The sequence below is a fragment of the Rhodococcus sp. K11/5 genome, from assembly GCF_055193735.1.
The window spans coordinates 2911361-2925572 of sequence record NZ_CM143721.1 but is presented as its reverse complement, the minus strand read 5'-3'; the positions used below and the strand labels follow the sequence as shown (position 1 = coordinate 2925572).

14 protein-coding genes are annotated in these 14212 nt (G+C 69.2%); 5 read left to right on the top strand and 9 right to left on the bottom strand.

Annotated elements, in window-relative coordinates:
- Window positions 1–110 precede the first annotated feature (110 nt).
- From lipA to sucB, 4 genes are all read right to left on the bottom strand, one after another.
- Window positions 111–1148 (bottom strand): lipoyl synthase, encoded by a 1038-nt coding sequence (lipA, locus tag ACY466_RS13795; protein ID WP_463245922.1) that lies wholly within the window; start codon window positions 1146–1148, stop codon window positions 111–113.
- A 10-nt stretch (window positions 1149–1158) separates the two neighbouring features.
- Window positions 1159–1932 carry a lipoyl(octanoyl) transferase LipB gene (lipB, locus tag ACY466_RS13790; protein WP_463245921.1) on the bottom strand — a complete coding sequence of 258 codons (774 nt, stop codon included), beginning with the start codon at window positions 1930–1932 and terminating at the stop codon, window positions 1159–1161.
- Window positions 1933–1981: 49 nt separating this feature from the next.
- Window positions 1982–2869, bottom strand: coding sequence for a TIGR01777 family oxidoreductase (locus ACY466_RS13785; protein WP_463245920.1), 888 nt, complete (start codon window positions 2867–2869; stop codon window positions 1982–1984).
- 137 nt (window positions 2870–3006) lie between these two features.
- Window positions 3007–4926 carry a 2-oxoglutarate dehydrogenase, E2 component, dihydrolipoamide succinyltransferase gene (sucB, locus tag ACY466_RS13780; protein WP_463245919.1) on the bottom strand — a complete coding sequence of 640 codons (1920 nt, stop codon included), beginning with the start codon at window positions 4924–4926 and terminating at the stop codon, window positions 3007–3009.
- Between the two features lie 351 nt (window positions 4927–5277).
- Here sucB and ACY466_RS13775 point away from each other — a divergent pair, with 351 nt between their 5' ends.
- Window positions 5278–5616, top strand: a complete 339-nt coding sequence (locus ACY466_RS13775; protein ID WP_463245918.1) for an oxidoreductase — start codon at window positions 5278–5280, stop codon at window positions 5614–5616.
- A 30-nt stretch (window positions 5617–5646) separates the two neighbouring features.
- Here ACY466_RS13775 and ACY466_RS13770 read toward each other — a convergent pair whose 3' ends face one another.
- A complete protein-coding gene (locus tag ACY466_RS13770; RefSeq protein WP_463245917.1) occupies window positions 5647–7155 on the bottom strand; it encodes a leucyl aminopeptidase in 1509 nt (502 codons plus the stop codon).
- A 71-nt stretch (window positions 7156–7226) separates the two neighbouring features.
- Between ACY466_RS13770 and gcvT the strand changes: the two genes are divergently transcribed.
- A complete protein-coding gene (gene gcvT / locus ACY466_RS13765; protein ID WP_463245916.1) occupies window positions 7227–8342 on the top strand; it encodes a glycine cleavage system aminomethyltransferase GcvT in 1116 nt (371 codons plus the stop codon).
- A gap of 34 nt (window positions 8343–8376) precedes the next feature.
- Entirely contained in the window at window positions 8377–9489 is a 1113-nt protein-coding gene (locus ACY466_RS13760; protein ID WP_463245915.1) for a branched-chain amino acid aminotransferase, read from the top strand.
- Between the two features lie 15 nt (window positions 9490–9504).
- Here ACY466_RS13760 and ACY466_RS13755 read toward each other — a convergent pair whose 3' ends face one another.
- From ACY466_RS13755 to ACY466_RS13740, 4 genes are read right to left on the bottom strand one after another with little or no spacing between them, the layout of a single operon-like run.
- On the bottom strand, window positions 9505–10257 hold the full coding sequence (locus ACY466_RS13755; protein ID WP_463245914.1) for an adenosylcobinamide-GDP ribazoletransferase: 753 nt from the start codon (window positions 10255–10257) through the stop codon (window positions 9505–9507).
- The gene (gene cobT, locus ACY466_RS13750; RefSeq protein WP_463245913.1) at window positions 10254–11309 is read right to left on the bottom strand and encodes a nicotinate-nucleotide--dimethylbenzimidazole phosphoribosyltransferase; all 1056 of its coding nucleotides are present in this window, start codon (window positions 11307–11309) and stop codon (window positions 10254–10256) included. Before cobT ends, ACY466_RS13755 begins: the two co-directional genes overlap by 4 nt.
- 23 nt (window positions 11310–11332) lie before the next feature.
- Complete coding sequence (locus ACY466_RS13745) at window positions 11333–11869, bottom strand: bifunctional adenosylcobinamide kinase/adenosylcobinamide-phosphate guanylyltransferase (RefSeq protein WP_463245912.1); 537 nt, start codon at window positions 11867–11869, stop codon at window positions 11333–11335.
- Window positions 11856–12518 (bottom strand): DUF3043 domain-containing protein, encoded by a 663-nt coding sequence (locus ACY466_RS13740; RefSeq protein ID WP_463245911.1) that lies wholly within the window; start codon window positions 12516–12518, stop codon window positions 11856–11858. Before ACY466_RS13740 ends, ACY466_RS13745 begins: the two co-directional genes overlap by 14 nt.
- A gap of 143 nt (window positions 12519–12661) precedes the next feature.
- On the opposite strand from ACY466_RS13740, the gene ACY466_RS13735 reads away from it, so the two are divergent.
- Both ACY466_RS13735 and ACY466_RS13730 read left to right on the top strand, forming a co-directional pair.
- A complete protein-coding gene (locus ACY466_RS13735; RefSeq protein ID WP_463245910.1) occupies window positions 12662–13039 on the top strand; it encodes a HesB/IscA family protein in 378 nt (125 codons plus the stop codon).
- 143 nt (window positions 13040–13182) lie between these two features.
- Window positions 13183–14157 (top strand): carbohydrate kinase family protein, encoded by a 975-nt coding sequence (locus ACY466_RS13730; protein WP_463245909.1) that lies wholly within the window; start codon window positions 13183–13185, stop codon window positions 14155–14157.
- Window positions 14158–14212 lie beyond the last annotated feature (55 nt).

Here is a 14212-nt window from a genome sequence, read left to right as displayed (position 1 = left end):
CTTTCCAGGATAAGCCCCCGTTCGGACGCCTCGGTCATCGACGGCGAAAACGACGGCACCGACGAAGGATTCCGTCGGTGCCGTCGTGAGGAACTGGGTCGAGATTCGGCTCAGCGCGCCGCCAGACGCTCCATCAGGGAGCTGGCTTCCTGCGACGCGGAACCGGCATCGGCGAGGTGCGCCATGTTCTCCGCGATGTCGCGCCCGTGGTGCGCCATGGCCTGGGCGTAGAGGCGACCCGCGCGGTAGGACGAACGCACCAGCGGACCGGCCATGACTCCGGCGAAGCCCATGGCCTCGGCGGCCTTGGAGTGCTCGACGAACTCCTCGGGCTTGACCCACCGCTCCACCGGGTGGTGCCGCGGCGAGGGGCGCAGGTACTGCGTGATGGTGAGGATGTCGCAGCCGGCGTCGTGCAGATCCTGCATGGCCTGCGTGACCTCCTCGAAGGTCTCACCCATACCCAGGATCAGGTTGGACTTGGTGACCAGGCCGTCGTCGCGCGCGGCGGTGATGACGTCCATGCTGCGCTGGTATCGGAACGCGGGTCGGATTCGCTTGAAGATGCGCGGCACGGTCTCGACGTTGTGCGCGAGCACCTCGGGGCGCGAGGAGAAGACCTCGGCGAGCTGCTCCGGCACGGCGTTGAAGTCGGGGATCAGGAGCTCGACGCCGGTGTTGAGGTTCAGCGCCTTGATCTGGCGCACGGTCTCGGCGTACAGCCAGGCTCCGCCGTCCTCGAGGTCGTCGCGGGCGACGCCGGTGATGGTGGAGTACCGCAGGCCCATGGCCTGGACGGATTCGGCGACGCGGCGAGGCTCGTCCCGATCCAGATCGTCCGGCTTGCCGGTGTCGATCTGGCAGAAGTCGCACCGGCGGGTGCACTGTTCACCGCCGATGAGGAAGGTGGCCTCGCGGTCCTCCCAGCATTCGTAGATGTTGGGGCAGCCGGCTTCCTCGCAGACCGTGTGCAGGCCTTCGCGTTTCACCAGGCTCTTGAGCTCGGTGTACTCGGGGCCCATCTTGGCGCGAGTCTTGATCCACGACGGCTTGCGTTCGATCGGGGTCTCCGCGTTACGGACCTCGAGGCGGAGAAGTTTGCGTCCGTTCGGGGCTTGTGCAGGCGAGTTCTCGGGTACGACGGTCACACCGTCGATGCTACGCCCCGAATTTCCTGGTCGTGAACTGCGGCGGCGACGCCGACGCGACGAGATCGGCGGCACCCGGGGCGGTCCGCACCACGTCGTGGTCGGTGAGCGGAAGGTCGCCGTTCAACGCGTCCAGCACGGTGCGAACGACGTCGTCGGAGACGTCCGCGACGGTCACCTCCCGGCCCAGCTCGGCCGAGAGCGTGGTCACCCCGGCGTCGGCGATGCCACACGGAACGATGGCGCCGAAGCCGTCCAGGGACGGATTGCAGTTGAGCGCGAAACCGTGGAGTGCCACGCCGCGCTGGACACGGACGCCGATCGCGGCCACCTTGCGCTCGGGCTGCCACACTCCGCGCACGGCGCCGGCGGCCAACCACACCCCGGATCGACCGTCGATACGTCCGCACTCGATCCCGAGGTCGGTGCACACCTCGATCAGCGCCTGCTCCAGCAGCCGGACGTAGCGGACCACGTCGATCGGCTCGGCGAGGCGCACGATGGGATACCCGACCAGCTGGCCGGGCCCGTGCCAGGTGATCTTGCCGCCGCGGTCGACATCGATGACCTCGGTGCCGTCCTGCGGACGGTCCTCGGGCGCGGTGCGGCGTCCCGCCGTGAACACCGACGGGTGTTCGAGCAGCAGGAGCTCGTCGCGCCCCTCGCCGCGCGCGCGGCGGTCTGCCGACTCGCGCTGCATCTCCCACGCGGTCCGGTAGTCGACGGTGCCGAGACGGCGAACGTCGACCGGGGTGCCGTCGGCGCGAGCGGAACGAGCGTTCATGGAGGCGAGGTTACGCCCCGCCGAGTCCTCCACCGCGTGCGTCATCCGCTCACCCGACGGTGTCCGCCAGGGCCTCGCCGATCGTGTTGTGCTCGAACGTGAATCCCGCCTTCTCGAGTGCGGCGGGAATGGCGCGGGGCCCGGTGAGTACGGCTTCCTTCGCGAATTCGCCGATCACCGCGGTGAGGGCGAAACCGGGCACCACCCAGGGCGCCGGCCGATGCATCGTCTTCGCCATCGCGCTGTTGAACTGCGCGTTGGTCACCGGTGCGGGTCCCTGCATGTTCACCGGTCCCGTGAGGGAGTCGTTCTCGATCGCGAACACGATGGCGCGCACCTGATCGGTCAGCGAGATCCAGGGAAAGTACTGGCGACCGCTTCCGAGGCGGCCACCGAGTCCGAACTGGTAGAGCGGACGGAGCTTGCCCATCATGCCGCCGTGCGGGGAGAGCACCGCGGCGGTGCGCAGCAACACCACGCGGACGCCGTTCTCGGCGGCGTGGGACGTCGCGTTCTCCCAATCCCGACACACCTCGGCCAGGAAGCCGGTACCGACGCCGGCCGTCTCGTCGACCACCACGTCCCCGGTGTCGCCGTAGTAGTTGATGCCGCTGGCGTTGATCAACGCGGGCACGCCCGCGTCCACCACGGCCCGCGCGAGAACCTCGGTGGGGGCGATCCGGCTGTCTCGGATGGCCTGCTTGTAGGCGCCGGTCCAGCGCTTGTCCCCGATACCGACGCCGCACAGGTTCACGACGGCGTCGGCGCCGCGGAGGACCTCGGGGTCGATGGTGCCGGTGGTGGGATCCCACCGGATCTCGTCGGGTCCGGACGCCTTGCGGCGCACGAGGCGCTCGACATCGTGTCCGCCGCGACGCAACGACGCGACCAGGGCGGTGCCGATGAGGCCGGACGATCCTGCGATGACGATTCGCATTTCGAGTCTCCTTCGACGGCGAACGGGGGCACCCGCAGCCACCGCGATCGGGTGGAGCGGATGCCCCCGTCCGGGGACTTCCGAGGTTACAGACGTGTCGCTCGAGGGGACGCGGCAGCGCCTCTACCGGGCCGAGGTCACAGACCCAGGTCGGCCTCGAACGCGCCCTCTTCGAGTCGCTGCTTGATGGTGGTCAGGAATCGACCCGCATCCGCACCGTCGACGAGGCGGTGGTCGTAGGTCAGCGGGAGGTAGCACATCGACCGAACGCCGATGGACTCGCTTCCCGATGCGTCCGTGACCACCACGGGGCGCTTGACGATCGCACCCGTTCCCAACATCGCCGCCTGCGGCGGAACCAGGATCGGGGTGTCGAACAATGCCCCCTGGCTGCCGATGTTGGTGATCGTGAAGGTGCCACCGGACAACTCGTCGGGCTTGAGGCCGTTGGAGCGCGCCCGGCCGGCGATGTCGGCGATCGCGCGGGCGATCCCGGCCAGCGAGAGATCGCCGGCGTTGTGGATCACGGGGGAGAGCAGACCCTGCTCGGTGTCCACGGCGATGCCGAGGTGCTCCGAGTCGTAGTACGTGATCTCCTTCTTCTCCTCGTTGATGCTGGCGTTCACGTTGGGGTGAACCTTCAGCGCCTCGACGACGGCCTTCGCGAAGAACGGCAGGAACGTCAGGTTGACGCCCTCGCGCTCCTTGAAGGTGCCCTTCGCCTTGGTGCGCAGCGCCGCGACCTTCGTCATGTCGACCTCGAAGACCTGCGTGAGCTGCGCGGACGTCTGCAGCGACTCGCGGGTCTTCTTCGCCGTGATCTGACGAATGCGGTTGATCTTCTGCGTGGAGCCGCGCAGATGCGCGAGTTCCGGACGAACCCCCGCGGTGGACGGCTTCGACGGTGCCGCCGGAGCCGACGCCGCCGGAGCCGACGCGGCCGGTACCTCGTCGGCCGCGGGGGCCTTCTTGGCCTCGGCGGCGGCGAGCACGTCCTGCTTGCGAATACGGCCACCCACGCCGGTGCCGTCGATCGAGTTCAGATCGACGTCGTTCTCCGCCGCCAACTTGCGGACGAGCGGGGTCACGTAGGGGGTGGAGCCGGAGGTCGACGACGAGGTGGTCGCCGCGGACTTCGAATCGCTGTTCTCGGACTTGGACTCCGACTTGGGCTCGGGGGAGTACACCTCGCCCGCGGGCTCGGGATCGGCCTGCTTGGCGGCCTGCGCGGACGATTCGCTTCCGGACTCCGGCTTCGGCGTGCTCTTCGCGACCGGCTTCTTCTCGGCGTCGGCCTCGGGCTTCTTCTCCGGCTCGGGCTTCTTCTCGGGCTCGGGATCCTTCTTCGGCTCGGCCTTGGGCTTGGGCGCCGACTTCGAACCGACGACGGCGAGCTGTCCACCGACCTCGACGGTGTCGTCCTCTTCGGCGGTGATCTCGAGGAGGGTGCCGGCCACGGGGGACGGGATCTCGGTGTCGACCTTGTCGGTGGAGACCTCGAGGAGGGGCTCGTCCACGGCGACCTCGTCGCCGACGGCCTTCAGCCATCGGGTGACGGTGCCCTCGGTGACGGACTCGCCGAGCTCGGGCATCGTGACCGGGGTGCCGTCGCCGGATCCCGTGTCGCCGGAATCGTCGGCGGCGGAGTCGTCGTCCGCAGGTGCGTCGGCGTCGGACTCGACTTCGCTCTCGCCCTCGACGGAGGCCTTCTCGGCCGCGTCCGACGGGCCGGCGTCGGCTTCGGTGTCGTCGGCCTCGGTGTCCTCGTCGGATTCACTGCCGGACTCGTCGCTGTCGCTGTCGCTCGACGCGTCGTCGTCGGCGTCGCCGATCACGGCGAGCTCACCGCCGATCTCGACGGTGTCGTCTTCCTGAGCCACGATCTTGGTCAGCACACCCGCTGCCGGTGACGGAATCTCGGTGTCGACCTTGTCGGTCGAGACTTCGAGCAAGGGTTCGTCGACTTCGACGGTGTCCCCTTCCTGTTTCAACCACCGTGTGACAGTTCCCTCGGTAACGCTTTCACCGAGAGCTGGCATCTGGACGGAGAAGGTCATTTCTGTTGACTCCTCGACAATTTAGGGTGTAGCGGCTGCTGCCGACTCGTGGTCGTGAACTGTGGTGCTGTGACGCTGGTGGTGCTACTGCATCGGTCGATACTCGAACCATTGTGGTGGCGGAGTGCGACCTGCGCGGCAAGTTGGCCGCACGGGTGCAACGCCCACGCCGTGAGATGGTTCACCCGGCGCACGGATCATCCTGTCACTTCTGCGGCGGGTTCGCGCTCGGCGGGGTCGGCGCGGCGTCGTCCATGATGGTGTTGTCGGCATCGAGTTCGTTCGGCCACCGTCGAACGCTCCGCCGTAGCCGCGACCACGGAGTCGGTCATCGCCGACGTGAGGAGAAACATGGGTCTGTTCGACAGGTTCACCCGAAAGCGCCGCGGCGCGAAGGCGCCCGGCGCGCGCGACGCGGACCGCCGTCATCTCGCGGACTGGACGGCCGCCCGCATCGGGGTGGAGGCGTTCGTGGAGCCGAAGACGACGGTCACGCCGATCACCGTGGTGCTGGTGGCCAACGACGGCGAGTGGACACGCCGCGCCGTGGGTGGGGAGAAGGGTGCTCGCAAGTTGGGCGAGGACCTGAAGATTCCGGTCTACGACGTGCGCAAGACCGGGTATCCGCAACGCATGCGCGATCACGATGCCCGCCAGAAGATCATCCGGCGGCGCGAGCAGGGGATCTGACCACCGGATCCCCTGCCCGCACACCGAGGGTCAGCCCTTCTCGGCGATGTCCTCGAGGACGGTGATCATGGTGCGGACGGGAACTCCCGTTCCGCCCTTGACCGTGTATCCGTGTGGGCCGCCGGTGTTGAAGGCCGGGCCGGCCACGTCGATGTGGGCCCACTGGACCCCGTCGGCGACGAACTCCTTCAGGTACAACGCGGCCGCGAGCATTCCGCCCCAGCGATGGTTGGTGACGTTCGCGAGGTCCGCGACCCGTGAATCGAGATCCGGGCGGAGTTCGGTGGGCATGGGCATCGCCCACCCGTTCTCGCCGACGGACTGCGACAACGACGCGACGCGGTCGCGGAACGCGTCGGTTCCCATGACACCGGGGGTGCGGGTACCCAGAGCCACCATCTGTGCGCCCGTGAGGGTCGCGGTGTCGATCAGGTAGTCGGGTTCGTCCTCGCAGGCCAGCACGATCGCGTCGGCGAGAACCAGTCGGCCCTCGGCGTCGGTGTTGATGACCTCGACCGTCGTTCCGCCGTACTGAGTGAGAACGTCGCCGGGCCGCTGCGCGGTGGACGACGGCATGTTCTCGGCCATCGGGACGTACGCCGTGACGTTGATCGGCAGTTTCAGCGTCGCCGCGAGAACCACGGTGGCCACCACCGCGGCCGCCCCGGCCATGTCCGAGGTCATGTTCTCCATGCCGGCCGCCGGCTTGATCGAGATGCCACCGGTGTCGAAGGTGATGCCCTTGCCGACGAGGGCGACGGAGGTGGCCTTCTTCTTGCCGCCGGTGTAGGTCATGCGGACGAGGCGCGGGGGACGCGAGGACCCCTTGCCGACGCCCATGATGCCGCCGAAGCCGCCCTTGTCGAGCGCCTTCTCGTCCAGAACCTGGACGTCGAGTCCGGCGGCCGTCCCCAGCGCCTTCGCACGGTCGGCGAACTCGGCCGGGAAGAGGTGGCTCGGCGGTGTGTTCACCAGATCGCGGGCCGTGGCCACCGCCTCGGCGACGGCGGCCGCGCGCTCCAACTCGGCCTTCGCGGCCTGGTCCTTCGGGGCCGAGACGAGAAGGTCGACCCGACCCAGCGGGGTGGCGTCGTCCTTCGGCGCGGACTTCTGCTTGAACTCGGCGAACTGATAGGCGCCGAGGAACAGACCCTCGGCGGCCGCGCCGAGCCGATCGACGGACAGGGTGGTCGCAACGCGACCGACGCCGGCGAGGCTGCGGGCCGCGACACCGGCCGCACGTCGGACGACCTCGTCGGTGCGCACGTCCGGTCCGCCGATTCCGACGGCGAGGACGCTGCGAGCGCGCAACGACGGCGGCGCGGGAATGCGGGTGAGCTGATCGACTCGTCCGGTCGCGCCGAGCGCGAGAAGACCGGCGAGGATGTCGGCAGCGGAGTCGCCGAGGACGTCGGCGCCGACGATGCGGGGACCGTCGGGCGACGTCTCGAGGCCGACGAGAACCACGTCGACCCCCTTGTCCACGGATCCGGCCAGAACCAGTTCGGGCCCGAGTGTGCGGGACTGTTGACTACTCACGGTTGTTCGCTCCTGACGAGTGGGTGACGTTGACGCTCGAGACGATCGTAGGCTGGGTACCGTCTCGTCTCATGAGCGAATCCCTCGGCGAACCAGACCTCCTCCGCGGACCACTCCACGATGCGCACGTCGCTCTCGGGGCGACCTTCGCCGAGTTCGGGGGCTGGTCGATGCCGGTGTCCTATGCGGGAACGGTGACCGAACACACCGCCACGCGCACCACGGTCGGCCTGTTCGACGTCAGCCACCTCGGTAAGGCCGTCGTGTCCGGCCCCGGCGCCGCGAAGTACGTGAACTCGGTCCTGACCAACGACCTGAAGCGGATTCGCCCCGGGCAGGCCCAGTACACACTGTGCTGCACCGAGGACGGCGGTGTCGTCGACGATCTCATCGCCTACCTGGTGAGCAAGGACGAGGTCTTCCTGGTCCCGAACGCCGCCAACACCGAGGCCGTCGTGAAGATCCTCGCGGACGGAGCACCCGAGGGGATCACCGTCGCGTCGGCGCACCGCGACCACGGGGTCCTCGCCGTGCAGGGGCCGCTCTCGGCCGACGTACTGACCCGGGTCGGACTGCCGTCGTCGCTGGACTACATGGCCTTCGAGGACGTGGCCTTCGGCGAGCACGGCGAGGTGAGGGTGTGCCGCACCGGCTACACCGGCGAGCACGGCTACGAACTTCTTCCCCGTTGGGACACCGCCGCACCGCTGTTCGACGCACTGCTGTCCGCCGTCCGCGAGGTCGGCGGCGAGCCCGCCGGACTGGGTGCACGCGACACCCTGCGGACCGAGATGGGCTACCCGTTGCACGGGCACGAACTGTCCGAGGACATCTCGCCCCTGGAAGCGCGGTGCGGTTGGGCCATCGGCTGGACCAAGGCCGAGTTCCGCGGAAAGGACGCACTCGTCGCGCAGAAGGAATCCGGTTCGCACCGCACCCTGGTGGGACTGCGGGCCCTCGGTCGCGGTGTCCTGCGACCCGAGTTGAGCGTGCTGCACGACGATCACACCGTGGGAATCACGACGTCCGGAACCTTCTCCCCGACCGAGAAGGTGGGCATCGCGCTCGCTCTGCTCGACGTGAAGTCGTGTGTCGCGGTGGGGGACGAGGTGGATGTCGACGTCCGCGGACGGGCCGTCCGGTGCAAGGTCGTCCGACCGCCCTTCGTGTCGTCGCACGTGCGGTGACCTCGAATGCACCCCGGTCATTTACGATGACCGCATGACTGGCCACCTCGAATTCCACCGGGTCGACCACCCGTCACCCGCGCCTGCCTCGGCCCGCGACGCCGTGCTCGCCGCCCCGGGTTTCGGTGCGCATTTCACCGACCACATGGTGTCCATCGATTACACGACGGACCGCGGATGGCACGACGCGACCGTGACGCCCTACGCACCGTTCCTCATGGACCCGGCCGCGATGGTGCTGCACTACGGTCAGGCGATCTTCGAGGGTCTGAAGGTCTACCGCCAGCCGGACGGCGGACTCGCGTCGTTCCGGCCGGAGGCCAACGCCGAACGCCTGCAGCGTTCCGCCGCACGCATGGCGATGCCGCAGTTGCCCGTCGAGTTGTTCCGGGCGTCGATCGAGGAACTGCTCGCGGTCGATCACGAGTGGGTTCCGGTGGCCGGCGGCGAGGACGCCCTGTATCTGCGTCCGTTCATGTTCTCCACCGAGGCCGGGCTCGGCGTGCGCCCCTCGTCGGCCTACCGCTACCTCCTGATCGCCTCGCCCGCGGGGGCGTACTTCCCGCGCGGGGTCAAGCCGGTGAGCGTGTGGCTGTCCACCGAGTACGTGCGCGCGGCACCCGGAGGCACGGGCGCGGCGAAGTTCGCGGGCAACTACGCCGCGTCGCTGCTCGCGCAGGCGCAGGCCGCGGACCAGGGATGCGACCAGGTCGTCTGGCTGGATGCGACCGAGCGTCGCTACGTCGAGGAGATGGGCGGGATGAACCTGTTCTTCGTCTTCGGATCGGGAGCGGACGCGCGGCTCGTCACCCCGTCGCTGTCGGGATCCTTGCTGCCCGGCATCACCCGCGATTCGCTGCTGACCCTGGCCATCGATGCGGGGTTCTCCGTCGAGGAGCGCAAGATCGGCACCGACGAGTGGCAGAAGAAGGCCGAATCGGGCGAGATCACGGAGGTGTTCGCGTGCGGGACGGCCGCGGTGATCACCCCGGTCGGCAGCGTGAAGTCCGCCGACGGCAACTTCACCATCGGCACCGGGGAGCCGGGGGAGCTGACGATGGCGCTGCGCGACACCCTCACCGGTATTCAACGCGGCACGTTCGCCGACACCCACGGCTGGATGAGCACCCTGCGCGCCGGTTCCTGAACCTCCGTTCGGTCCTCACCCGGCCACGAGGCACGCCACGAGGAACACCGTCACGGTGAGCTCGATGGTCGCGCCGAGCACGTCTCCGACGAGACCACCGAAGCGTCGGACGCAGTGCCGGACGAAGAGGGCGGTGCCTGCGATCAGCGCGGCAGCGACGACGACGCCCTGCCACCACCGATCGGGAATCGCGGCGGTGGCAGCGACCAGCGCGGCGACGGACCAGAGCGCGACCGTGACGCGCCCCTGTGTTCCGGCGACGAGGGCACCGAAACCGTCCGAGCCGTCCGGCGGTACCGACCCGCGGCACGCGAGAACCACGGCGGTGCGCGAGACGAGGCCCGCCACCACGACGGCGACGAGGGCCCCGCGTTCGGCGAGTTCGCCCATCGCCATCGCCTGAGCGCCCAGGCACACCACCAGGGTGGCCACCCCGAACGGTCCCGCCGAACCGGATCGCAGCACGGTCCGTGCTCGCTCGGGGTCGCCGTAGCAGCCCAACCCGTCGGCGGTGTCGGACAATCCGTCCACGTGCATGCCTCTGGTGGCGAGGGCGTGGGCGGCGACGCCGATCAGACCGGCGAGGGGGGCGGGGACACCGGCCCGCCAGGCGAGCCACACCACGATCGCGACGAGTGCGCCGAGGACGATCCCGACGAGCGGCGTGGCGGCGATGGCGCCGCGAGCGGCCCGTCGGTCCACCACCTCGGGCCCGCGGACCGGCAGGACGGTGAGCCAGGAGAAGGCGAGCGCGACACCGGTTCTCATGCGTCGTTGGTGCTCACACCGGCATCCGCGAAGGTGGCCATGTCGGCCAGAACCGCCACCGCGCCGGACAGGATCGGCAGCGCGACCACGGCCCCCGACCCCTCACCCAGTCGCATCGACATCTCGACCAGCGGCTCCATCCGCAGGTGCTTCAAGGCCAGGGTGTGGGCGGGTTCGGTGGACCGGTGACCGGCCACCCACCAGGCCGACGCGCCCACCGACAGTTCGTTGGCGACGAGAGCGGCGGCCGTCACCACCATCCCGTCGAGAATCACGGGGGTGCGCCGGACCGCGGCCTGGACGAGGAAGCCGGTCATCGCCGCCAGATCGGCGCCTCCGACCGTGCGCAGCAGCGCCACGGAGTCCTTCACCGCGGGCCGACCTCGACGCATCGCGTCGCGGATCGCGGCGGTCTTGCGGATCCAGCCGGCGTCGTCGACTCCGGTCCCGCGGCCGACGGCGGCCACCGGCTCGGTGTTCGTCAGCACGGCGACCAGCACCGTCGCCGGCGTGGTGTTGCCGATGCCCATGTCGCCCGCGACCAGCAGATCGGCTCCGCCGTCCACCTCTTCGTCGGCGACGGCCTTCCCGGCCGCGAGTGCCGCTCGCACCTCGTCGTTCGTCAGCGCGTCCTCGCGGTCGATCGACCCGCTCGAGCGCCGCACCTTGTGCGTCGACACCGTCGCGTCCGTGTCCGCGTCGACCGCGATGTCGACGACGCGCACGGTGGCTCCGGACACGGTGGCCAACGCGTTGACCGCGGCGCCGCCCGAGGCGATGTTGGCCACCATCTGCGCCGTCACCTCCGGTGGGTAGGCCGAGACCCCGTGGCCGGCGATGCCGTGGTCCCCGGCGAAGACCACGACCCGCGGGCGCGTGAACCGGTGCGGCGGGCAGACGCCCTGGCACGAGGACACCCACACACCCAGATCCTCCAGCCGACCGAGGGACCCGGCGGGCTTGGTCAGCATCGCGTGGCGTTCGCGAGCTTCCGCGGCGGTCGCGGCATCGGGCGGATCGACCGGGTCGAACAACGGAGGGTTCTGGGTCACCGGGGGCCTTTCGGTCGAGCGGGTCAGGTCAGTTTCAGGGGTACGCCGGCCACCAGGAGGTAGACGGCGTCGCACGCGGCCGCGAGCCTCGCGTTGACCGCCCCGATCTCGTCGCGGAAGAGTCTGCCCGCGCGCGATTCGGGAATCACACCGAGACCCACCTCGGGCGTCACGATGACGAGCGGAGCAGAGAACGACGCCACGGCGTCGAGCAGATCGTCCACGGCGGGCCCGACGGTTCCGCGGGGGGAGTCCCACGCGTCGAGGTCGTCGACTGCGCCCGTCAGCCACGTTCCCAGGTCGTCGACGAGGGTGGGCGTCGGGTCCACCCGGAGCGTTGCCGCCACCTCGTCGTGACGAGTGATCTCGATCGTGGACCAGTTCGCGGAGCGCTGCTCGCGATGACGTTCGATACGGGCGTGCCAGTCCGGATCCGCGGCGTCACGGCGTCCGGTCGCCACGTACCGCACCGACGGCCGGTCGATCAGCAGGGACTCGGCGAAACCGGATTTCCCGGAACGGGCACCGCCGAGGACCAGGGTCCGATCAGACCGCGTCACCGGGGCCGACACGCGGTTTCGGGGCCCGCATCTTGCGGACCTGGGACGCCCGGACGAAGGCGTACCAGCCGAGCTTGAAACCACCGTCCGCGGTGTCCGGGAAACGCTCGCGGACCCGGTTGTTGATGCGCCGACCGATCAGGTAGCCGTCGAGAACCATCAGCAGCATGATCACGAAGACGGCGAGGGTGACGACGCTCTGCACGTCCGGCGGAAGGAACAGTCCGGCCAGGAGGATCAGGGCGAGGGGCATGAACAGCCCCACGAAGTTGCGTCGGGCGTCGACGAGGTCGCGGACGTACCCGCGCACGGGACCACGGTCGCGGGGGAGGAGGAACTTCTCCTCACCGGCCATCATCCGCGCGCGCTGATCGGCGGACCGCTCCCGACGCTCGGCCGCGGCGATCTTGCGATCCTCCTTGCTGCCGCGGGTCGCCTTGCGGCGGGCGCGCGCTTCCTTCGCCGTCAGCGGCGCCGGAGCCATGGGCCCGCGCCGACGGCCCTCGGCCTCGCGGCGCTTGGGGGTGGGGCGACCCTTGCCCACGGACTGCTGCGGTGCGGACTCGGTCTCGACGGTCTCGACGCGCGTCGCGTCGTCGTCGGGGGAGTCGTTCGTGTCACCGGAGCGTCCGAGGCGGGGAAGTTTCACGGTTCCCAGGTTATTCGACGTCGGCGTCGGCGAGAACACTGCGTCCGCATCCTCCATGGTTGGGCTCGGTGGCCTGTGTGGAATAGCGGAGGTGGGAGTACCGTTGAGGTGTTCGCGGGTTCACGAGCGAAGAGGGAGTACCCATGACTGTGCAGAACGACGTCACCACCGACACGGCGACCAGTGACGTGGAGACGCACGCCGTCATCATGACCGATGCGGCGTCCTCCAAAGCCAAGGCATTGCTCGATCAGGAAGGCCGCGACGATCTCGCACTGCGCATCGCAGTGCAGCCCGGCGGATGTGCCGGACTGCGTTACCAGCTGTTCTTCGACGATCGCTCGCTCGACGGCGACCTCGTGAAGGACTTCGCCGGGGTCACCCTGGCCGTCGACCGCATGAGTGCCCCGTACGTGGAGGGCGCATCGATCGACTTCGTCGACACCATCGAGAAGCAGGGCTTCACGATCGACAACCCGAACGCCACCGGTTCGTGCGCGTGCGGAGACTCGTTCAACTGATCTCGGCTGCAGTGTTTCGATCGACCCCGGTTCGCGTCGCGGACCGGGGTTCTTCGTGTGCGGACCCGTTGCCGGGGTTGGTGGGCGTGACTCCCGGGTAAGGTCTGTCGGGTTCCCCTTCCTCAGCTGAAAGGCCCTCGGACGTGACCATTGCGGTGTCCGGCTCGATTGCAACCGACCATCTGATGCGATTCCCCGGTCGTTTCGCCGACCAGTTTCTCGCGGACCAGTTGGCCCATGTCTCGCTCAGCTTCCTGGTCGACGACCTGGTGATCCGGCGTGGAGGCGTCGGCGGCAACATCGCCTACGCGATGGGTGTCCTCGGGGTGAACCCCCTGCTCGTCGGTGCGGTCGGCCCCGACTTCGCCGAGTACCAGCAGTGGCTCGAGCGCAACGGCGTCGACTGCAGCGCGGTGGGCGTTTCCGAGAAGGCCCACACCGCGCGGTTCGTGTGCACCACCGACGAGGACATGGCGCAGATCGCGTCGTTCTACCCCGGTGCGATGACCGAGGCCGGCGACATCTCGATCCACACCGTCGCCGACGGTCGCGACCTGGACCTCGTCCTGGTCGGAGCCAACGACCCCGCCGCGATGATGCGGCACACGGCCGAGTGCCGTGAGCTGGGCATCGACTTCGCTGCGGACCCCTCCCAGCAGCTGGCCCGCCTCGACGGCACTCAGGCCGCCGAGCTGATCGACGGCGCGAAGTACCTCTTCACCAACGAGTACGAGTGGGGCCTGCTGCGGCAGAAGACCGGCCTCACCGAATCGCAGATCCGGAGCAAGGTCGGCCTGCGGGTCACCACGCTGGGCGCGAACGGCGTGGAGATCGTCGGCGCCGACGGCACCGATCTGCGCGTCGGCGTGGTGCCCGAGACCAGCAAGGTCGATCCCACGGGTGTGGGCGACGCGTTCCGCGCCGGGTTCCTCGTCGCACACGCCGCCGGTCTCGGCCTCGAGCGGTCCGCGCAGCTCGGTTCGTACATCGCCGTTCTCGTCCTCGAGACCACCGGCACCCAGGAGTGGGTGCTCGACCGGGACGACGCCGTCAAGCGCATCGGTGACGCGTACGGCGACGAGGCCGCGGCCGAGATCGCGACGATTCTGCCCGCGTAGGTTTCCTTCGACTCGATTCTGCGAACGAAACGTCGTCCTACGTGCGAGATGTCGC

Coding starts and splice junctions, on each gene's coding strand:
- ACY466_RS13785 (WP_463245920.1), bottom strand. CDS start 2,869: ATGCGAATCGTCATCGCAGGATCGTCCGGCCTCATCGGCACCGCCCTG.
- ACY466_RS13755 (WP_463245914.1), bottom strand. CDS start 10,257: ATGAGAACCGGTGTCGCGCTCGCCTTCTCCTGGCTCACCGTCCTGCCG.
- gcvT (WP_463245916.1), top strand. CDS start 7,227: ATGAGCGAATCCCTCGGCGAACCAGACCTCCTCCGCGGACCACTCCAC.
- sucB (WP_463245919.1), bottom strand. CDS start 4,926: ATGACCTTCTCCGTCCAGATGCCAGCTCTCGGTGAAAGCGTTACCGAG.
- ACY466_RS13760 (WP_463245915.1), top strand. CDS start 8,377: ATGACTGGCCACCTCGAATTCCACCGGGTCGACCACCCGTCACCCGCG.
- lipB (WP_463245921.1), bottom strand. CDS start 1,932: ATGAACGCTCGTTCCGCTCGCGCCGACGGCACCCCGGTCGACGTTCGC.
- ACY466_RS13775 (WP_463245918.1), top strand. CDS start 5,278: ATGGGTCTGTTCGACAGGTTCACCCGAAAGCGCCGCGGCGCGAAGGCG.
- ACY466_RS13735 (WP_463245910.1), top strand. CDS start 12,662: ATGACTGTGCAGAACGACGTCACCACCGACACGGCGACCAGTGACGTG.